17 protein-coding genes are annotated in these 21,088 nt (G+C 45.7%); 10 read left to right on the top strand and 7 right to left on the bottom strand.

Translation table 11 applies throughout. The features are described 5' to 3' along the window. Window positions 1-158: 158 nt before the first annotated feature. On the bottom strand, window positions 159-2,078 hold the full coding sequence (locus tag NST70_RS15900) for an ABC-F family ATP-binding cassette domain-containing protein (RefSeq protein ID WP_342475451.1): 1,920 nt from the start codon (window positions 2,076-2,078) through the stop codon (window positions 159-161). A gap of 314 nt (window positions 2,079-2,392) precedes the next feature. On the opposite strand from NST70_RS15900, the gene NST70_RS15895 reads away from it, so the two are divergent. Then, window positions 2,393-3,076, top strand: coding sequence for a redox-sensing transcriptional repressor Rex (locus tag NST70_RS15895; protein WP_014096825.1), 684 nt, complete (start codon window positions 2,393-2,395; stop codon window positions 3,074-3,076). A gap of 150 nt (window positions 3,077-3,226) precedes the next feature. Beyond that, on the top strand, window positions 3,227-3,991 hold the full coding sequence (gene tatC / locus NST70_RS15890; protein WP_014096826.1) for a twin-arginine translocase subunit TatC: 765 nt from the start codon (window positions 3,227-3,229) through the stop codon (window positions 3,989-3,991). 36 nt (window positions 3,992-4,027) lie between these two features. Here the strand turns inward: tatC and NST70_RS15885 are convergent, their stop codons facing one another. Both NST70_RS15885 and NST70_RS15880 read right to left on the bottom strand, forming a co-directional pair. Further along, a complete protein-coding gene (locus NST70_RS15885) occupies window positions 4,028-4,225 on the bottom strand; it encodes a YdiK family protein (RefSeq protein WP_013860661.1) in 198 nt (65 codons plus the stop codon). Beyond that, window positions 4,222-4,950, bottom strand: coding sequence for a CPBP family intramembrane glutamic endopeptidase (locus NST70_RS15880; protein WP_014096827.1), 729 nt, complete (start codon window positions 4,948-4,950; stop codon window positions 4,222-4,224). Before NST70_RS15880 ends, NST70_RS15885 begins: the two co-directional genes overlap by 4 nt. Before the next feature lie 368 nt (window positions 4,951-5,318). Here NST70_RS15880 and groES point away from each other — a divergent pair, with 368 nt between their 5' ends. Together groES and groL are read left to right on the top strand one after the other, a co-directional pair. After that, window positions 5,319-5,603 carry a co-chaperone GroES gene (gene groES, locus NST70_RS15875; RefSeq protein ID WP_014096828.1) on the top strand — a complete coding sequence of 95 codons (285 nt, stop codon included), beginning with the start codon at window positions 5,319-5,321 and terminating at the stop codon, window positions 5,601-5,603. A gap of 53 nt (window positions 5,604-5,656) precedes the next feature. Beyond that, complete coding sequence (gene groL, locus NST70_RS15870; RefSeq protein WP_014096829.1) at window positions 5,657-7,282, top strand: chaperonin GroEL; 1,626 nt, start codon at window positions 5,657-5,659, stop codon at window positions 7,280-7,282. A gap of 453 nt (window positions 7,283-7,735) precedes the next feature. Here the strand turns inward: groL and NST70_RS15865 are convergent, their stop codons facing one another. The 3 genes from NST70_RS15865 to NST70_RS15855 are packed head-to-tail and all read right to left on the bottom strand — an operon-like array spanning window position 7,736 to window position 10,868. Beyond that, on the bottom strand, window positions 7,736-8,125 hold the full coding sequence (locus tag NST70_RS15865; protein ID WP_014096830.1) for a GtrA family protein: 390 nt from the start codon (window positions 8,123-8,125) through the stop codon (window positions 7,736-7,738). Between the two features lie 31 nt (window positions 8,126-8,156). Then, window positions 8,157-9,161: a glycosyltransferase family 2 protein gene (locus NST70_RS15860; RefSeq protein ID WP_014096831.1), complete on the bottom strand. Its 1,005-nt coding sequence runs from the start codon at window positions 9,159-9,161 to the stop codon at window positions 8,157-8,159. 30 nt (window positions 9,162-9,191) lie between these two features. Beyond that, the gene (locus NST70_RS15855; RefSeq protein WP_061565642.1) at window positions 9,192-10,868 is read right to left on the bottom strand and encodes a DUF6044 family protein; all 1,677 of its coding nucleotides are present in this window, start codon (window positions 10,866-10,868) and stop codon (window positions 9,192-9,194) included. A gap of 213 nt (window positions 10,869-11,081) precedes the next feature. Between NST70_RS15855 and NST70_RS15850 the strand changes: the two genes are divergently transcribed. From NST70_RS15850 to NST70_RS15825, 6 genes are all read left to right on the top strand, one after another. Continuing rightward, the gene (locus tag NST70_RS15850; protein ID WP_014096833.1) at window positions 11,082-12,146 is read left to right on the top strand and encodes a dipeptide epimerase; all 1,065 of its coding nucleotides are present in this window, start codon (window positions 11,082-11,084) and stop codon (window positions 12,144-12,146) included. Between the two features lie 89 nt (window positions 12,147-12,235). Continuing rightward, entirely contained in the window at window positions 12,236-12,796 is a 561-nt protein-coding gene (locus NST70_RS15845; RefSeq protein ID WP_328229173.1) for an isochorismatase family cysteine hydrolase, read from the top strand. A 19-nt stretch (window positions 12,797-12,815) separates the two neighbouring features. Beyond that, window positions 12,816-14,282 (top strand): nicotinate phosphoribosyltransferase, encoded by a 1,467-nt coding sequence (locus tag NST70_RS15840; protein WP_061565641.1) that lies wholly within the window; start codon window positions 12,816-12,818, stop codon window positions 14,280-14,282. Window positions 14,283-14,457: 175 nt separating this feature from the next. Further along, window positions 14,458-15,285: an ammonia-dependent NAD(+) synthetase gene (gene nadE, locus NST70_RS15835; RefSeq protein ID WP_342475450.1), complete on the top strand. Its 828-nt coding sequence runs from the start codon at window positions 14,458-14,460 to the stop codon at window positions 15,283-15,285. 850 nt (window positions 15,286-16,135) lie between these two features. Further along, window positions 16,136-17,689 (top strand): glutamine-hydrolyzing GMP synthase, encoded by a 1,554-nt coding sequence (gene guaA / locus NST70_RS15830; protein ID WP_035190156.1) that lies wholly within the window; start codon window positions 16,136-16,138, stop codon window positions 17,687-17,689. 320 nt (window positions 17,690-18,009) lie between these two features. Then, window positions 18,010-19,323 (top strand): IS1380-like element ISBco1 family transposase, encoded by a 1,314-nt coding sequence (locus NST70_RS15825; RefSeq protein WP_017550355.1) that lies wholly within the window; start codon window positions 18,010-18,012, stop codon window positions 19,321-19,323. Between the two features lie 493 nt (window positions 19,324-19,816). On the opposite strand, the gene NST70_RS15820 is transcribed toward NST70_RS15825, so the two are convergent. Further along, window positions 19,817-21,052 (bottom strand): IS256 family transposase, encoded by a 1,236-nt coding sequence (locus tag NST70_RS15820; protein ID WP_026684065.1) that lies wholly within the window; start codon window positions 21,050-21,052, stop codon window positions 19,817-19,819. Between the last annotated feature and the right edge of the window lie 36 nt (window positions 21,053-21,088).

Genomic DNA, 21,088 nt, shown 5'->3' with positions numbered 1-21,088 from the left:
TTGTGGGTATTGTGGATAAATCTGTTGATAATTGTGGATTTTGTGGAAAAACGTTTTGGAAAGCAAGAAATCAATATACCGCCTGTGCATAAATCTGTGCATGGCGCGAGATGCCAAAATAAAAACCTGTGCAGAAAATTTCCACACAGGTCCAAACATTACTCCGCCAGTTCTGCCCATTCTTCCATCAGCGTGTCCAGCTCCAATTTCCGTTGCTCCAGTTCTTCTGTCAGCTCGCGGATTTTAATATGGTCCTGAAAGATTTCCGGGTCGGCCATTTTTTCTTCCCGGTCATGAATTTCTGTTTCCAACGTTTCAATTCTTGTTTCAATTTCTTCAATCCTCCGCTTTTTTTGCCGCTCGCGTTTTTTTGCTTCTTTATCCTGCCGGTAGTTGTTTTTCGCCGGCTGTTCCGCTTTAACCTTTTCTTGTTTCGTGTTTTCCAGGCGTGCAATTTCCAGCATTTCTTCTTTTTTTTGCACATAATAATCATAGTCGCCGAGAAATTCACGGGTTCCCTCCGGCGAGAGCTCCACCACTTTTGTGGCAATCCGGTTAATGAAATAGCGGTCGTGGGAAATGAACAAAATCGTTCCCGGGTAATCGATGAGCGCATTTTCCAGTACTTCTTTACTGTCCAAATCAAGGTGGTTTGTCGGTTCATCTAAAATTAGAAAGTTCGCCTTTTCCAGCATCAATTTGGCGAGGGCAAGCCGGGCTTTTTCGCCGCCGCTTAAGGATGAGACGGTTTTTAAAACGTCATCGCCGGAAAAAAGAAAATTCCCGAGTGCCGTGCGGATTTCTTTTTCTGTTTTCAGCGGGTATGTATCCCATAATTCCCGGAGGACCGTTTTATTGGAAGATAAGTCGGCCAGTTCTTGATCGTAATAGCCGGTCATAACGTTGGAGCCATATTCGATCGTGCCGGATATCAGCGGGATTCTCCGGATAATCGATTTCAAAAGCGTTGACTTGCCGATGCCGTTCGGGCCGACAAGGGCAACACTGTCTTGTTTTTTGACTGAAAGATGGATGTTTTTGGCAACCGGCTCCCCGTCGTAGCCGATGGCAGCATCCCGGACATGAAGGACTTCGTTCCCGCTTTGTTTGGCAATTTCAAACGAAAACCGGGCAGATTTTTCATCGCCAAGCGGCTTGTCCATCAATTCCATTTTTTCCAGTTGTTTCCTCCTACTTTGCGCCCGCTTTGTCGTGGTGGCACGGGCAATGTTTTTTTGGATGAATGCCTGCAATTTCGCAACTTCTTCCTGCTGCTTTTCATATTGTTTGACCTCTCGCTCGTACTGGGCGGCCTTTTGTTCCAGATACCGGCTGTAGTTGCCGTGGTATTTTTTAATAGAATGCCTTGAAATTTCATAGACCTGGTTGACGACTTTATCCAGAAAATAACGGTCATGGGACACGATCAGAATGGCGCCTTCATAGCCTTGTAAATATTGCTCCAGCCAGGTGAGCGTTTCGATATCGAGATGGTTTGTCGGCTCATCCAAAATGAGGATGTCCGGCTTTGTGAGCAGCAATTTCGCCAATGCAAGGCGTGTTTTTTGCCCGCCGCTTAATGTCCGGATCGGGGTGTTGTAGTCGTACTGGTCAAAACGGAAGCCATGCAGAACGGACCGGATATCCGCTTCGATCTGATATCCGCCTTCATCTTTAAAACGTGTCTGCAAAGTATCATAAGCATGCAGCACTTTTTCATACTCCGCCGGGCGGTTATAAATCTTAGGGTCGGCCATTTTTTGTTCGTATTCGCGAAGCTGTTTTTCCATATCCAGCAAATTTTTAAAAACCGACATCATTTCGTCCCAAATGGACAGATCCGATTCGAGTCCGGTATTTTGGGCGAGATAACCGATTTCGACACCATTCGGCATAATGATGGAACCTTCATCATAAGAAAGCTGGCCGGCGATGATTTTCAGGAGGGTCGATTTGCCGGCCCCGTTTCTCCCGACCAAGGCAATCCGGTCTTTTGTTTGAATTTCTAATTTTATATCCGATAAAATAAGTTCAGCGCCATAATATTTTGTGACTTGTTGAACTTGCAGCAACATCATCTTTATGTTCACCTCTATACCATTGTAAGTGTACAGGAAGGCGAACTGCAACTCAACCGGCGTGATCGGAATTTGTCAAAAAACTTTTCACATAAATTCGTAAAAACCCATGAAAAAAATGCTTACTTGTGATATATTTAACATAGTTGGAGAGAGAAAAAGACGCATGCAGGCATTTTTTTAAAACATATTTTTTCTTTGCTCAGATAGGAGTAATATTATAATGAAGAATGGCAGCGCTGCCATTCTGGAATGGACGCACGATTGGAACCAACAGCACAAAAAACTTAAGCTTTCAACTTGGGGGATTTCACATGAAGGATGAATCAGTAAAAATACCGCAAGCCACTGCAAAACGGCTTCCATTATATTACCGGTACCTGAGAAATTTATATACACTTGGCAAGCAAAGGGTATCCTCGGCGGAACTGAGTGAAGCGGTGAAAGTCGACTCCGCTACGATACGCAGGGATTTTTCCTACTTCGGGGCACTTGGAAAAAAAGGTTATGGTTATAATGTAAAATATTTATTGTCTTTTTTCGGCAAGACGCTGAACCAGGATGAGATCACAGATGTAGCGCTGGTTGGCGTTGGGAACCTCGGTACAGCCCTTTTGAATTACAATTTTTCGAAGAATAACAGCGCACGGATTGTGATGGCATTTGACAATGACCCCGGGAAGGTGGGGAGCCATGTTGGCAATGTGCCTGTTTACAGCATGGACGAATTAAGAGAACGGCTTTGCGCGGAAGATGTGACGGTTGTGATTTTGACGGTCCCCGCTTCCAGTGCCCAGGCAGTGACAGACGAGCTTGCCAGTACAAATGTAAAAGGCGTTTTAAACTTTACACCTGCCCGGCTGAACGTGCCGCCGGATATCCGCGTCCATCATATTGACCTGGCCGTGGAACTACAGGCACTGATCTATTTTTTAAAACATTATTCAAATGATGAAGAAAATTTGAAAGAAACAAAAGAGCCGGTTGCGAAGCCATAGCCAAAAAGCTTTTTTTCCGTTATCATAGTGGGTACAGGGGGTGGCCCGATTGAAAACGGAATGCAGGCGCAAATGGCAATGGCCGGATTTGGCTGTGGCGTGCAAAGGGAAAAGGGCGGATTCAACGCCGGCACTTAAAGGGGAACGGCGATGAATACGAAAAAAATGCCGGTTACCGGACACATCCAGGAATTGAGAAAGCGGTTAATTACCGTTCTCATTTTCTTTCTGTTTGCCCTGGTTGTTGGCTTTTTTACCGCAAAACCTGTTATACGTTATTTGCAGCATGCCAAAAATGCCGGCATGTTCACGATGAATGCCTTCAGGGTAACCGATCCTATTAAGGTTTTTATGGAAGTTTCGGTTGTGATCGCATGCCTATTGACCCTGCCGGTGATTTTGTACCAGCTTTGGGCGTTTATAAGCCCGGGGCTGTATGAGAAAGAAAAGAAACTGACATTAAGTTACATTCCTGTTTCCATCTTGCTTTTTATAGCCGGCGTTTCTTTTTCCTATTTCGTGCTTTGTCCGCTGATGGTGAAGTTTATGATGGGCTTGTCAAATGAAATGGGCATTCGTGCGGTGATCGGGATCCGGGAGTATATTCAGTTTCTGCTAGAGATCACGCTTCCGTTTGGCTTTGTGTTCCAAATGCCGGTCGTGGTCCTGTTTCTGACCCGGCTTGGCATCATTACGCCGAGACTGTTGAAAAAGGTAAGAAAATATGCGTATCTTGCTTTGATTGCAGCTGCCGGCATCATCACCCCGCCGGACGTGTTTTCGCAGCTGATTACCTTTGTTCCACTCGTTTTGCTGTATGAAGCAAGCACACTGATTTCGAAAATGGCGTACCGCAATGCCAAAAAAGCGGCAAAAGAAATGCCAATGGATGAACAGACGATTGCTTCTGAATAAGAAAGCCGTTTTCCGGACGGAGCCGGAAAACGGCTTTTATTTTTTCACTGAGTTTTTCAGCTTGAAATGGAGAAAGATCAGCCTGATGCCGGAACCCAGATCCAATGTTGCAATCAACAGCAGTAAATAAGAAAAAAAGCCCCAGCCGCCCACTTGTACCTGCTGAATGGCAAAATAAGTGAACAAAGCCCCGAGCAGGCAGTTTACAATCCCTGAAAAAAGTGGTCTCATCATAGAAGTCCTCCAATTGAGCTGTAAATTTCATGTACGGATGTCTGCAGAACGGACGGGTGCAAAAGCAGCCTCACGACCACAATCGTGTTCATGGAAACATGCGCAAACATGGAAACGGTGATCCGGTTTGTTTTCTCGTATAAATAAGCGAGCGTCAGCCCTAAAAGGGAATATAAAAACAAGTGGCTCGGTTCGGTATGCGCGAGTCCGAAAATAACCGAGCTGACAATACCGGATAAAAGGAATGAAAAGCGCCTGCGCAGCGTGCCGAAAATGATTTTCCGAAAAACGATTTCCTCGAGAATCGGCCCTGCGATCGAGCTGATGAGGATGACGAGCGGAAATCTTTCAATCAGCGCCATGATTTGCTGCGTATTGTTGGAGGCAGCCGGGGCACCGAATAATGATTCAATGATCGCGGCTGCAGTCTGGGCAAAGAAACAAAGAAAGACGCCGCCTATTGCCCATATGGCGGATGGCGCGGCCGGAAGCGGTTCAGTCCGGTCTGTTTCTTTCTTTGCGGCTTTTCTTAAAAAGTACAGGACGATGATCAGCCCGATGATAAAGCTGATGACGGTCCAAAGCGGGGGCGTCAATGTCCGCATGCTGTCTGCCGGTTCGTGGAAAACGTTCACCCCGGCATAGTAGAGCAACGGATACCCGACGGCGCCGGACAGCAGCATAAGGATGTACGTCACGAGAATATACACATACTCTTTTTTCACGCGTTCTTTTCCTTTCTTGCCAGTTCAAAGTTTAAAGGATCGCAAATTCGTCCAATATGTTCATTGTACTATTGAACCGGGCGGGGTTCAAATGCCGTGCGCAGAGCCAGCCTTTTCAGTTGCATATCCGGATGGTGATCAAGCATACTTATAAAAGGGCAAGCGGCTGAAATGGAGGCGCGCAACCGGCATCCTTTGACGGGGCTCTTTAAAGGATGCAGGGCCCGAAAAAAATAAAAAAAGTTGGATGAGAGACTTGCAAAAAAGCAAGGAATTATTTATTATAATAAATGTGTTAGCACTCAACTTATGCGAGTGCTAATAATGGACAAAATTTTACATAATACGAATTAAGGAGGTTGTTTCACGTGTTAAAACCACTGGGTGATCGCGTTGTCATTGAATTAGTTGAATCGGAAGAAAAAACAGCAAGCGGTATTGTCCTGCCTGACACGGCAAAAGAAAAGCCACAGGAAGGCAAAGTTGTGGCTGTCGGTTCCGGGCGTACCCTTGATAACGGTGAACGTGTTGCCATCGATGTAGCAGTAGGCGACCGCATCATCTTCTCGAAATATGCCGGCACTGAAGTGAAATATGACGGAAAAGAATACTTAATCCTTCGTGAAAGCGATATTCTGGCGGTTGTGGAATAAGCCTGGCTTGTTGAAACATAGAAATAACGATATGACATGAGGAGGTTTTATAAATGGCAAAAGAAATTAAATTCGGCGAAGAAGCCCGCCGCGGTATGCTTCGTGGTGTGGATAAACTGGCAGATGCTGTAAAAGTGACATTGGGCCCGAAAGGACGTAACGTCGTTCTGGAAAAGAAATTCGGTTCTCCGCTGATCACAAATGACGGTGTCACGATCGCAAAAGAAATTGAACTCGAAGACGCGTTTGAAAACATGGGTGCCAAACTTGTCTCCGAAGTGGCCAGCAAAACGAACGATGTAGCTGGTGACGGTACAACCACTGCAACTGTTCTGGCACAGGCAATGATCCGTGAAGGCCTGAAAAACGTAACAGCAGGTGCAAACCCGGTTGGCATCCGCAAAGGGATTGAAAAAGCAGTTGCGGCTGCTGTCGAAGAATTAAAAGCCATTTCGAAACCAATCGAAGGCAAAGCTTCCATCGCCCAAGTTGCTGCAATTTCCTCTGCTGACGAAGAAGTCGGCGAATTGATCGCTGAAGCAATGGAACGCGTGGGCAACGATGGCGTTATTACCATTGAAGAATCAAAAGGCTTCTCAACGGAATTGGACGTTGTGGAAGGAATGCAGTTCGACCGTGGCTATGCATCGCCTTACATGGTAACGGATTCCGACAAAATGGAAGCTGTTCTGGATAACCCTTACATCTTAATTACAGACAAGAAGATTTCCAATATCCAGGAAATCCTGCCTGTTCTGGAACAAGTTGTCCAACAAGGCAAACCGTTGTTGCTGATTGCGGAAGATGTTGAAGGGGAAGCTCTTGCAACACTCGTTGTCAACAAACTGCGCGGCACATTCAATGCCGTTGCGGTAAAAGCGCCTGGCTTCGGTGACCGCCGCAAAGCGATGCTCGAAGATATTGCAACCCTGACAGGCGGCGAAGTGATCACAGAAGAACTCGGCCTTGATTTGAAATCTGCAACCATTGACCAACTCGGCCGTGCCGGAAAAGTGGTTGTTACAAAAGAAACAACGACAATCGTTGAAGGGGCAGGCGACTCTGCTGCAATTTCCGCACGTGTAAACCAAATCCGCATGCAATTGGAAGAAACGACTTCCGAATTTGACCGTGAAAAATTACAAGAACGCCTTGCAAAACTGGCCGGCGGCGTAGCGGTCATCAAAGTCGGTGCTGCGACAGAAACCGAATTAAAAGAACGCAAACTGCGCATTGAAGATGCTTTGAACTCTACGCGCGCTGCTGTTGAAGAAGGCATTGTAGCTGGTGGTGGCACGGCGCTGATCAATGTCATCAAGAAAGTTGCTTCCATTCAAGCAGAAGGCGATGTTCAAACAGGCATCAATATCGTTGCACGCGCTTTAGAAGAACCTGTACGCCAAATCGCGGAAAATGCCGGCCTTGAAGGTTCAGTCATTGTCGAACGCCTGAAAAAAGAAGATGTCGGCATTGGTTACAATGCCGCCAATGGAGAATGGGTCAACATGATTGAAGCGGGTATCGTGGACCCGACGAAAGTAACCCGTTCCGCACTTCAAAATGCTGCATCTGTTGCTGCAATGCTGCTTACAACAGAAGCAGTTGTTGCCGACAAACCTGAACCGCCGGCACCTGCAGGCGGCGGCGCCCCTGACATGGGCATGGGCGGCATGATGTAATAAGCGCCTGAAAATGCTGGGATAACGGCTTTTACAGACGTTCAAAACTGTACCATTCCATGTTTCGGTTCATGTTTTAGATCGTTACATTTTTAATGAGGCTCCCGGGAAGTGACCGGGAGCCTCTTTTTTCTGTTTCTCATACACGCTTTGTGTATGCTTACAAATGAACAGGGGTGTTGAAATGGCAAAAGCCGAAAAGAAGGGAAGCGGCATGAGTCCTGTACGGGGTGATTGCGAAATGAAGGGAAGCGTATAAACCGTAAGTAAGATGGTTGCAAAATAGAGGGAAGTGTTTGAGAAAAGTGATTGCGGAATGAAGGCTATGCCCATAAGCCGCTAATGATGGCGGGTGAGGCAAGCGGCAAACGTAAGCGTGGTGGGCGCGAAATGAAGGGCCTGAACAGGTGACAGAAAGAAGGCAAGCCGGTTTTTTTAGGGATGCCGGCCCGGTTATTCCGCGTGTTCACGGAATACCCAGAGCCTTGTGCCAAGAAAATTGACAGCCATCCCTGCCAGTGTGGCAATGATCTTCGCGTATAAAAGCGGCCAGCCCCACTGCTCGTGAAAGAGGAAAAGCAGAAGGGAAGTCAGCGCATAGACAATTAAATTGACGGCGATAAACCGTGAAGCTTCAGCCCATGTTGCTTTTTTTCTTACTTGAAACGTCCAAAACCGGTTCAGCAAATAGCTGTTTGCCATGCCGGCCGTATAAGAACATGCCTGTGCAACCAGATAAGGCACATGGACGGAGGTGAGCAGAAAAAATACGAGAAAATCAACAAGCGTATTTCCGGCGCCGACAATGCAAAACTTAAGAAAAGCGGCATATTGTTTGAGCATGGGTCCAGCAAACCTTTCGTAAGTTGTGTTTTCAAGTTTTCATTGTATCACTGTTTTGGCTTAAGACGAAAGAAGATTTCTCGTTTTTATATAAATTCGTTTCAATGGTATAGCGCGGGCGCCTTTTGACTTCTTTAAAAATTTTGCCGATGTATTCCCCGATCAGCCCCACCGCCATCAACTCTAGGCCGCCAAGGAGCCAAATAGAGATGATCAGGGAAGCCCAACCGGAGACGGTATGGCCGGCAAGCTCCTCTATAAGGGCATAAAGGCCGACAAACGCACTTAAAATAAACGTGACAAACCCGAGGGCCGTCACAAAGCGGACCGGGGTTATGCTGAAAGACGTAATGCCATCCAGGGCAAAAGCGAGCATTTTCTTTAACGGATATTTTGATTCCCCGGCCATCCGCTCTTTTCGGTCATAATACACTTTCGTAGAAGGAAACCCGAGCAAAGGGATAATCCCGCGCAAAAACAGATTTGCTTCTTTATATTTTAAAAGTTCCTCCAATGTTCTCTTGCTCATCAGCCGGAAATCAGCATGGTTCGGCACCAGCTGAATCCCCATTTTTCCCATCAGCCAGTAGAACCCTTGCGCACTTGTCCGTTTAAACCAAGTGTCCGTTTCCCGGCTGTCGCGGACGCCGTATACAATATCGTAGCCTTGCCAATATTTTTCCATAAAATCCCGAATCGCCCGGATATCGTCCTGCAAATCGGCATCAATGGAGATGACGCAGTCGGAATGCTCACTGGCGACCGTAAGCCCTGCAAGCAGCGCATTCTGGTGCCCGGCATTGCGCGACAGTTTAATGCCTTTTACAAACGGATGGCGGGCCGAAGCGGATTCAATGATCTGCCAGGTTTTGTCGCGGCTCCCGTCATCGACAAACAAGAGCGTGCTGTCTTTTGCAATCAGTTTGGACTGGATCAGAGATTCGAGCACCTCTGACAGCTGCTTCATCGTTTCATGCAATACGGCTTCTTCATTATAACAAGGAACAACAATCGTTAATTTCGGATATTGACTCATTCTACAGCATCTCCTTTACCAGCATGATGCTTACTTTACTTCGTATAAATAAATGGTCCACGCCGAGTCGGCATTGCGGAAAGTTTTTAAAAACCGCAAATGCTCTTCTTCTGCGTTTTGGATCGGGACAGCCGAGAAAATATACCGCCCGCCAAGCTTTTCAAACGCTTTTGTATCGATGGCAAGATGATGGATTTTGACGCCGCTGTTTTTCCGGAATTCATAATGCTTGCCCAGTTCGCTGACAAAAATATAACAGCGGTTCCCCCACTGGTCAAAATACGTTTTTAATTGCGGGCTTTTCTCCAGTTCCCCGGCAATGATTTTTCGGAATTTCCTTTTATAAGACAACGGATAATAATTATTGTAAGAATCTAAGGTGTAGAAACCGTTGTACTGGGCAATGGCCGGATGGATCCCGATGCTGGCGACGCGGTAAGCGCTTTTCGGTTTGCCGATATAGCGGCCGATTTCGTGAAACTGGCCCGTCGCGTAAAACTGGTTGAACGAAGGTTTCCCGGCAACACGATAATAAATTTCAGGATTAAACGCAAACAGGACAACCACCTGGGCGATGAGGCAAAATTTTACGAATGCCTTCCACTTTCTGCCGCGTTTCCAAAGAAACCATGCCCCCACTGCAAACATCGTATAAATGATAAGCGGCCGCAAAAAATGAAACCGTGCAAAGTTAAACGTATTCAGCAGGCTGATCTTTTCTTTTAACGGTTCCCATGCCTTGTTGAACCAGAAAGCATACCAGAGCGATAAAACGGCATTCAGCATAAAAAGCTGCACATACCGTTTTTCCTTTTTCCATGCTTTTGTTTTATAAATCAGCCACATGGCGATAAAAGAGAACGGCAGAATGACAAACGTGTGCACGGTCATATCATGTGTATGCCCGAACACATAATTTTTTAGCGCAAGCCGGAGCGTGTGCCAAAAGCCGAGTTTCGAGCTAACAAAATCATTCCGGCTTGTCGGCTCATGGGAAAAGACAAGGGAATACACAAGCCGGTATTCAATCCCTAAATACAGCACCAGCATCCAGCCGATTGCAAAAAAGAACGGCCAGTTGCGCTCCCGTTTCACAAGCACATCCCGTATCCACAAAAGTCCCATCGCCGCCAGAAAAAAGAAGAACCCGAGCACAAAGCTGGAGTAAAAAGGCAAAAGGGTCAGCGCCAGCCACTCTTTCCATGTGGCCTGCCGGTTCCTGATGTTTAAAAAAGCCCAAAGCGCAAGCGGCATCCCCAATGTGCTTAACATGCCGGACGGCCAAAACGGGGTGATCGCAAAAGCAAGAGAAACCCATACCCTGATGAAGTAACCGTCCTGCCCTTGCACGAAATGCCGTTTCAGTAACAGGTACATTCCTAAAAAAGCAAAGACTCTTGTAATCGTCTGGCTAAATGTATAAGCGATGACCGGAGGGAACAGGGCGTAAAGCCACTGGATTCCGCTGAATTCCGTCCCGAACGCATTTCGCGGCAACCCGTTCATGATTTGCGGAATCGTTGCATTCAGAGGGCCAAACAGTTCTCCGCTGCGGTCGAGCACCCGGTACCAGGCGATATTCGAATCCAGGTTGTCGTGGACCCGGATATGCATATTGCCGCCAAGAATAAACATTGGCGAAAGGTAGACGGCCAGCATCCATACGGCCAGCCATAAAGCATTTTTTTCATGATTACTGATTTTCATTCCGGTCTGACACCATCCCGTTTCTATTTTTGGATGTATGGTCCCTTCTCTCCATAAGCACGTTTGAATAGACGCGGGCAACCAGGGAAAAGTTCACACAAAAAAATACAGGCAAAAATGATGCGGGGTTTAAATCACCGGCCCGTTATTAATGATATAATAAAACCAGCATAAATTGGCTTTGAAATGCCAGGATGAAGGGAAGAAGCTGCCATGATCATAAAAGATGTGCAAGTGCATTACCGGAACATTCCGCTGCTCGTTCCGTTTAAAACAGCATTGCGGCAAGCCAATGAAATTGACAGCATTGAAGTGGAAATCACACTGGACAATGGCATAAAAGGTACAGGGGCAGCTGCGCCAACTGTTGTCATTACAGGCGATTCAACCGAAAGCATCATGTCTGTTGCGGCAGGGCCTATCAAGGAGGCGCTCTCCGGGCATGATTTGCGTGATTTCCAGGAAGCCCTGAAAAAAGTGCAGCGGTGCTGTACGGGCAACACAAGTGCAAAAGCTGCTGCCGACATTGCCCTTTACGATGCATACAGCAAATGGTTAAACATTCCACTGTATGCCTATCTTGGCGGGCAGAAAAATCTCCGGACTTCCATGACAATCGGAGTGGATACGCCCGAAAAAATGGCATGGGATGCGGAAAAAAGCGTGGAGGCCGGGTTTCATCTGTTGAAAATCAAGGTCGGCACATATCCGGAAATCGATCTCGAACGGATTGAAGCGGTCCGGCGCGCTGTTTCGCCTGATGTCAAACTGCGCCTTGATGCCAATCAGGCGTGGGAACCGAAGCAAGCGGTGCAAATTTTACAAGAGCTGGAAAAAAAGGATTTCGGGATTGAGTTTGTCGAACAGCCGGTACGTGCCGATGATTGGGAAGGGTTAAAGTTTGTAACGGAAAGAACAAAGCTGCCGGTCATGGCAGATGAAAGCCTGTTTTCGGCAAAAGACGCGCTGAAATTGATCGCGGGCCGATTTGCCGATCTTATCAATATTAAGCTGATGAAATGCGGCGGAATTTCTGAAGCGTGGAAAATTGCCGACATTGCAGAAGCAAACGGTGTGAAATGCATGGTTGGCAGCATGATGGAGCCATCACTTTCCGTGGCGGCAGCTGCCCACTTTGCGGCCGCCCATCCGAATGTTGTCTATATGGATCTGGACGCGCCACTCTGGTTGTCTGAAGAACCGGATCATTTAACCTATGACGGCGAGGACGTCCTGCTCTCTGATCAGCCTGGTATCGGCATCGTCCAGCCTGTGTAGGTTATCCATAAACTTCCGGCATGAAACATTTTGCCGGAAGCCATCTTTCGTGTACAATAAGGATAATTTAAAATGAACGGAGGATCCATATGGGTGCCCGAAAAGCGTTAATCAATATTGATTATACCAATGACTTCGTAGCTGACGACGGCCGGTTGACATGCGGCAAACCGGGGCAGCAGATTGAAGAAAACATTGTGGCGCTTACGAAGTCATTCCTTGAAAACGGCGATTACGTGGTCTTCGCAATCGACTGCCATGAACAAGATGATCCTTATCATCCGGAAACGAAATTGTTCCCTCCCCATAATCTCAAAGGCACACCCGGGCGCGACCTGTACGGGAAACTGCAGCCGCTTTTTACAGCGTGGAAAGGGAAGAAAAACGTTCATGTGATCGATAAAACCCGCTACAGCGCTTTTTGCGGGACGGATCTGGAGCTGCGGCTGCGGGAACGGGGCATAGAAGAAATCCATTTATGCGGGGTATGCACAGACATTTGCGTGCTGCATACGGCAGTGGATGCTTACAATAAAGGATTCAAGCTGGTGGTCCACGAAAACGCGGTGGCAAGTTTTAATCCGGACGGGCACAAATGGGCATTAAGCCATTTTAAAGGTTCGCTCGGAGCGGAAGTGCAAACCCATTAGGTAGGAGTGATTCGAGAGCATGCGTTTTAAAGATGACAGTTTAGCGCTTCACACAGACTTATACCAAATCAACATGGCGCAGGCCTATTGGAAAGACGGTATCCACAACCGGAAAGCGGTGTTCGAAGCATTTTTCAGAAAAATACCGTTCGGAAATGGCTACGCCATCTTTGCGGGGCTTGAGCGAATTGTGGATTATTTGAACCACTTTCACTTCACTGAAGAAGATATTGCCTATTTGCGCAGCACCGGCCATTACAGCGAGGATTTTTTGCAGTACTTGTCAGAAATGCGCTTCACCGGAACGTTGCGCTCCGTCCGCGAAGGGGAACTCGTTTTTGGCAACGAACCGCTGATCCAGGTGGAAACGTCTTTGGCTGAAGCACAAATCATCGAAACCGCCATTTTAAATATCATCAATTACCAGACGCTGATTGCGACAAAGGCTGCGAGAATCCGGTCAGTCGCCGGTGATGATGCTGCCTTGTTCGAATTTGGTTCAAGGCGCGCCCATGAACTGGATGCTTCCGTGTGGGGAACGCGAGCGGCTTACATCGGCGGATTTGACGGAACAAGTAATGTCCGGGCCGGGAAAGTGTTCGGCATGCCGACGAGTGGCACGCACGCCCATGCGATGGTACAGGCATACCGGGATGATTACACCGCTTTTAAAAAATACGCGGAAACGTATAAGAACTGCATTTTTCTTGTCGATACATATGATACACTGGGTTCGGGCGTGCCGAACGCCATCAAAGTGGCAAAAGAATTTGGCGATAAAATCAATTTTCTTGGTATCCGCCTGGACAGCGGCGACATGGCTTTTTTATCGAAAAAGGCACGGGAAATGCTCGACGAAGCCGGATTTACGGATGCGAAAATTTTTGCATCCAGTGATTTGGATGAATATACGATTTTCCATTTAAAAGCCCAGGGTGCGAAAATTGATGCATGGGGCGTTGGGACGAAACTGATTACGGCATTTGACCAGCCGGCGCTCGGTGCGGTATATAAAATGGTATCCATCGAAGACGGGAACGGGGAAATGCAGGATACGATTAAAATTTCAAGCAATGCCGAAAAAGTGACAACACCGGGGCTGAAAAAAGTATTCCGTATTTTAAACAAACGGACAAACAAGCTGGAGGGCGACTATATTGCCATGCAGGACGAAAATCCGGCAGCGGAAAAGCGGCTGAAGATGTTTCATCCTGTCCATACCTTTATCAGCAAATATGTCACAAACTTTGAAGCCATCAATATCCATGAAACCATCTATGAAAAGGGGCGGCTCGTATACGAACTTCCGCCGCTGGATGCGATCAAACAATATGCGAGAGATAATTTGGACCTGTTGTGGGACGAATATAAACGCATTCTCAATCCTGAAGAATACCCGGTCGATTTGAGCCAAAAATGCTGGGACAACAAAATGCGCAATATAGAAGAAGTGCGGCAAAAAGTGATTCGGCTTGAAGAAGATTAAATGATGATGGTGGTTTTTTCCATCTGTTTTGTGGCAAAAGAACAATATATAAAATGAACAAAATATCGCGGCTCTGTTGCCTGCTGTAAAAAGTAACCATTATGCAAATGGCGACCGGGCTTGATGTAAATCCTTACGTTCATTTTATATAGATGCGGATAAGGAGGATAAAAAAATGGACGCAATGCAAAAAAGAATTGTGGAAGAAATGAAAGTAAAACCGGTCATTGACCCGAAAGAAGAAATCCGTAAAAGTGTTGATTTTTTAAAAAGTTATTTAAAAAAATACCCGTTCCTGAAAGGATTCGTGCTTGGTTTATCGGGCGGCCAGGATTCCACTTTGACAGGGAAGCTTGCGCAGATCGCCATCAACGAAATGAAAGAAGAAACCGGCAACCAGGAATACAAGTTTATTGCAGTACGCCTTCCTTACGGCGAACAGAAAGATGCGGATGATGTGGAACTGGCCGCCCAGTTTATCCAGCCGGACAAGGACATCACCGTGAACATCAAGCCGGCCGTTGATGCCAGCGAAGCGTCCCTGGAAAAAGCGGGCATCGTCCTTTCCGACTATGCGAAAGGAAATGAAAAAGCGCGTGAAAGAATGAAAGTCCAGTATAGCATTGCTGCGATGGAAAATTGTGTCGTGCTCGGTACCGACCATTCAGCTGAAAATGTGACCGGATTTTATACAAAATATGGCGACGGCGGCTCGGACCTTGTTCCGATTTTCAGGTTAAACAAGCGTCAAGGCAAAATGCTTTTGAAAGAACTCGGCTGTCCGGAACGGCTCTATTTAAAAACGCCGACAGCTGATCTTGAAGACGATCGTCCGCAGCTTGCCGATGAAGTGGCATTAGGGGTAACCTATGATGACATTGATGATTACCTGGAAGGCAAAGAAATTTCCCCGAAAGCAAAAGCCACCATCGAGTCCTGGTATGTAAAAGGGCAGCACAAACGCCATATGCCGATTACGATTTTTGATGATTTTTGGAAATAATGATAAAGCCGGGCTCCCAGCGCGGAGGAACCCGGCAAAATTTTGGCCGCAAGTTCACAAGGGCGGTTGGCTCTATGGTAGAACGAGCAAAAGTTAGGCCCTAGGTTCGCGTAGAAGGTTTCTACATTAAGGAAGCACGCAAAACTCCGATGAAAAGTTCACGTAGAGGGTTTCTACGTGAAGGAACGGGGCAAAAATCCGGTGAAAAGTGCACGTAGAACGATTCTACGTTAAGGAACGAGGCAAAATTCCGATGAAAAGTGCACCTAGAGCGCCTCTATGTTAAGGAAGCGTGCAAAATGCCGATGCAAAGTTCACGTAGAGTGCTTCTACGTTAAGGAACGAGGCAAAAATCCGGTGATAAATTCACATAGAGCGCCTCTATGTTAAGGAAGCGCGCAAAATTCCGATGCAAAGTTCACGTAGAGTGCTTCTACGTTAAGGAACGGGGCAAAAATCCGGTGAAAAGTGCACGTAGAGTGCTTCTACGTTAAGGAATGAGGCAAAACTCCGATGAAAAGTGCACATAGAGCGCCTCTACGTTAAGGAAGCGCGCAAAATTCCGATGAAAAGTTCACATAGAACGCTTCTACGTTAAGGAACGAACCAAAATTCCGATGAAAAGTGAACGTACTACAGCTGTAAGTAAAGAATCCCGGCAAACATCAGCCGGAAAGTGAATATGGTGTGGCTTTTAAGGCACAAACCCGGCGGAAATCTGCCAAAATATAAATGCTGTATACTGAGGATAACCGACGCAGGCAGTTTCACATTTTTAAAAAAGCCGAGCCGGAATCCTGCTTTAAAGATCAGATTTCGTTTCTAGATAAAAGTACATGGGGGAAAATCAATGGCAAAAACATTCGATGTGAAAGATATAGAAAAAATTGTGGTTTTGGATTTTGGCAGCCAGTATAACCAGCTGATTACACGCCGGATCCGCGAATTTGGCGTATTCAGCGAACTCCATCCGCACACTTTGACAGCGGCAGAGATCAAGGCCATGAACCCGAAAGGCATTATTTTCTCGGGCGGCCCGAACAGCGTCTATGACCAAAACGCATTCCATGTCGATGAAGACATTTTTAATCTTGGCGTGCCGATTCTGGGAATATGCTACGGCATGCAGCTTATGGCAAAAAAATATGGCGGCAAAGTTGAACCCGCCAGTCAGCGTGAATACGGAAAAGCAACGATTCATGTCGAAAACGGGGGCCGGTTATTTGACGGGCTTCCGGAAGATCAGGTGGTCTGGATGAGCCACGGGGATCTTGTGACGGAAGTACCGGCCGGATTTACGGTAGATGCAAGCAGTGACCACTGCCCGATTTCTGCAATGAGCAACACGGACAAACATTTGTATGCCGTCCAGTTCCATCCGGAAGTACGCCATTCTGTTTACGGCAATGAACTTTTGCGCAATTTTGCTTTTAAAATTTGCGGCTGCAGCGGAACTTGGTCAATGGAAAACTACATCGAAATGGAAATTGAAAAAATCCGGCAAACGGTAGGGAACAAGAAAGTGCTGTGCGCCTTAAGCGGCGGGGTTGACTCTTCCGTTGTCGCGGTATTGATCCATAAAGCGATCGGCGACCAGCTCACGTGTATTTTTGTGGACCACGGTCTTTTGCGTAAAGGCGAAGCAGAGAGTGTGATGAAAACTTTCTCAGAAGGCTTTAATATGAACGTCATTAAAGTCGACGCGAAAGAACGGTTCCTGAAAAAATTGAAAGGTGTTTCCGACCCGGAACAAAAGCGGAAAATCATCGGAAATGAATTTATTTATGTCTTTGATGATGAAGCGGCAAAACTCGAAGGGATTGATTTTCTTGCCCAGGGAACGTTGTATACCGATGTCATCGAAAGCGGGACAACGACTGCCCAGACAATCAAGTCGCACCACAATGTCGGCGGTCTGCCGGAAGACATGCAGTTTACGTTAATTGAACCGCTGAATACATTATTTAAAGACGAAGTGCGCGCAGTCGGCACTGAACTCGGCATTCCGGACGAAATTGTCTGGCGCCAGCCGTTCCCGGGCCCGGGTCTCGGCATCCGCGTGCTGGGCGAGATTACGGAAGAAAAACTCGAGATGGTGCGCGAATCTGATTTTATTTTGCGCGAAGAAATCAAAAAAGCCGGCCTCGACCGCGATATCTGGCAGTATTTTACGGTATTGCCGAACATCCGCAGCGTTGGTGTCATGGGCGATGCGCGCACGTATGATTACACCATCGGCATCCGTGCTGTCACATCCATCGACGGCATGACTTCTGACTGGGCGCGCATTCCGTGGGAAGTGCTCGAAAAAATTTCCACCCGCATCGTCAACGAAGTCCCGCACGTCAACCGCGTCGTGTATGATATTACAAGCAAACCGCCCGCTACGATTGAGTGGGAGTAGGAACAGGAAAACGGTGATCCTAGGAATATTAAGGGATCGCTGTTTTTTTCTATGTCAGCTCAATTAAATAGCGAAAGCATTCTTTTAACTTGATTTCACCACCAGTTATTTCACTATACTTTTTCAGTTGGGGTTTTCAATATATTTCTCAAAAATTAATTCAACCTGAATTATTCACAGAAATTCAGAAACTTATTATAACTTATGGATTACCAAGCCTTTTCGGCTTTATTGTAATTCATTAAAAAAATGAAAAAAGAATCCATTTCTGTTAAAGTTAAAGTAACCAAAACAAAAACCAAACAGAAAGGACTCTTTATATGGTTACTTTAACGCAAAAAACACTTGATTTCAATCATAAAATTAAATTGTCAAATGATGGAGGTTCTCTTTCCTCCGATACAGGTGAGTTTCTTTTTAGAGAATTCGATGAAAAAATTGGTTTTTCAAAGACTTTAGTTAAGTACTTGAGACTTAACGATTCAAGGAAATATTATCTTCATTCAAATGAAAACTTGTTACGTCAAAAAGTCTATCAAATCATTGCCGGGTATGCGGAAGATGATGCGGCTGATCAGTTGACTCATGATCCTGTGTTTAAGGAAATCATTGAAACTCCAACACTTGCTTCCCAGCCCAGTTTGTCTCGCTTTTATACACGATTTGATAAAGATTCAATTGAACAATTAAATCTGGCTAACCAAGAAATGCTTGATAAGATTCATTGTTTTCGACAATCGAAAGAGTTATTTATCGACTTGGATTCGACTCATTCGGATACATATGGGGACCAAGAATCTTCGTCATATAATACTCATTATGGCACGATGGGTTTTCATCCATTAGTCGCCTTTGATGGTGCGACTGGTGACTTTTTGAAAGCACAACTCCGTCCCGGAAATGTTTATACATCAAATGGTGTGGTGGAATTTATTCGGCCTCTCATTAAACATTATAACGAAATGTTTCCGGAAACTACCCTGTTTCTTCGTGGAGATAGCGGGTTTGCTGTTCCGGGATTATACGATCTGTGTGAAGAAGAATCTGTTTTGTATATTATTCGGTTGAAATCGAATTCACAACTACAAAGTTTAGCGAAGGAATACCATCCTTCTTCCGCACCTTTAGATGTTTCCAAGACGGAAACCTATTATGAAGAAACGATTTACCAAGCAAAATCATGGTCAAAACCAAGAAGGGTGATTATTCAATCGGTACGTCCTGCAGGTGAGCTGTTCTTTACCCATTCCTTTTTTGTTACTAACTTTGAATTAGCTTTTCCTCAAGATATCGTCCGAGCTTATCAAAAAAGAGGGACGATGGAAAACTATATCAAAGAAGCAAAAAATGGCTTTTACTTTGATCATATGAATAGCCACGCTTTTCTAGTGAACGAAGTAAAAATGATGTTAACACTTCTTGCATATAATTTGACCAATTGGTTACGAACTCTTTGTTTTCCGGAAGGTCAAAAAACTATGCAAATTGATACGATACGTACTCGGTTAATTAAAGCGGCAAGTAAAGTCGTGAAATCAGGCAGATCCCTTTACTTCAAACTATCATCGAGTTTTGTGTATCAAAATTTCTTTTGGGATGTACTGAATCGAATTCAAAAGCTACAATTGGAATGACCAATAGAATACTTCTCATAACTGAAAAAATAAATTTTTCAGTCAAGGGGCAAGTATGCCCAAAATACCAGAGTTGTTCTATTGAAAATTCAGTTATTTTATGAATTGGCTACGGTTCTTAATTAAATACCGTTATTTTCAACTAATTTAACAAAATTTATCAAATGGGATTTGTAGCTATGAATATTTCAGGATAAATGTTCCAATCGGAGTATTGATCTTTATATTCACTTATCTATTTGTCCCGGAAATCCGAAATTCAGCAAAACAACAGCTTGACTTGATGGGGGTTCTCTTGGTTTCTTTATCGTGTTTATTTTTAACCTATGGATTAATTGAAGGTCAACACTTTAAATGGTCAATATACATTGTCGGCATTCTTATTATTTCCGTAGTTATCTTTATCATATTCTATGTTCAACAAAAATTGCGGCAGAAGCGGGAGGTCAAGTCTTTTTTTGTGTGTAAATTCCTCTCAGTCGGGATAGAGTAATTAACCCGAATAAATGTCTGTCGCTTTGTTGGATTGGTCAGACGATTTCGGTTGTTTGGCTTTCCATTCAAAATAGTCTTCCATCTTCAAATAGCGGCGTCCTTCTGCCCATTTTTCATCCTTTTCCATGAGAACAGAACCCATTAGCCGGATTACGGAATCCCGGTTAGGAAAAATACGGATAACCTGTTCCCGACGGCGAAATTCTTCATTGAGTCGTTCCATGCCGTTTGTCGTTCTCAGGCGACGACGATACGGCTCCGGAAGTGAGAGTGCTGCAGTGACATCGTCAAAGGCTTCCTCTACCATTTCAGTCACTTTAGGCGCTTTATCCTGATAAGTATTCAGAAAGGACTGAAGTAGTGTGTGTGCTGTTTCAATGTCTGGAGCGTGGAGAATGGCTTTCACTTGTTCAGTTCCTTCGCTCTCTAAATGTTTTGGAAGCCGATCGTGTACGTTACGCAGAAAATGAGCTTGACATCTTTGCCACGTTGCTCCCTGAAACGCTTTTTGAACAGCGCTGACTAAACCGCCATGATCATCGCTAACGATTACATCTACGCCCTTTAGTCCACGAGATTTTAGCCAATCAAAATAATTCTTCCAAGCCTCTGTGCTTTCACTGTCATCGACTTTTAGGCCAAGAATCGATCGATAGCCTTTCTCGTTGACACCATAGCTAATCAATACACCCCGGGAACGGACACGGCCATTTTCACGCACCTTTGTATAAATTGCATCCACAAACAGAAACGGATAGCTGCCCTCTAGGGGACGGTTATTCCAGCCCGTAACCACGGGATCCAGCTGCCCACAAAGATTCGACACGGTCGACTTCGAGAAGTCTGAACCACAGAGCTCTTCGGTGATTTGACTGACACGGCGCGTAGAAACACCATTAATCACCATTTCCATCAAAGACAGGACCAGTGCTTGTTCACTACGCTGATAACGCTGAAAGAGATCAGTTGAAAAATGACCGTTGCGCAGCCTGGGAACGTACAAAGAGAGCTTTCCCACGCGGGTTTTTAGTTGGCGGGGGTAGGAGCCGTTTCGGTAATCAATTCTAGCTTCATTACGTTCATATTTTTCGGCTTTCAGCTGTTCGCTGGCCTGTGCCTCCAGAACTTGATTCAAAATCGCCTCCAAAAGGGCATTTATACCCGATTCTTTTGAATCGCCAAGAAATAATTGATGCAAAAGTTGTTCATCTAGAGTAATCTGTAATTGAGCCATCCCTGAATCTCTCCTTTAGAAATTTAGTTTTTTGGT

The sequence above is a fragment of the Weizmannia sp. FSL K6-0777 genome (genome assembly GCF_038593185.1).
GTDB lineage: Bacteria > Bacillota > Bacilli > Bacillales > Bacillaceae_C > Weizmannia > Weizmannia faecalis.
This window is presented reverse-complemented; position numbering and strand designations above follow the sequence as displayed.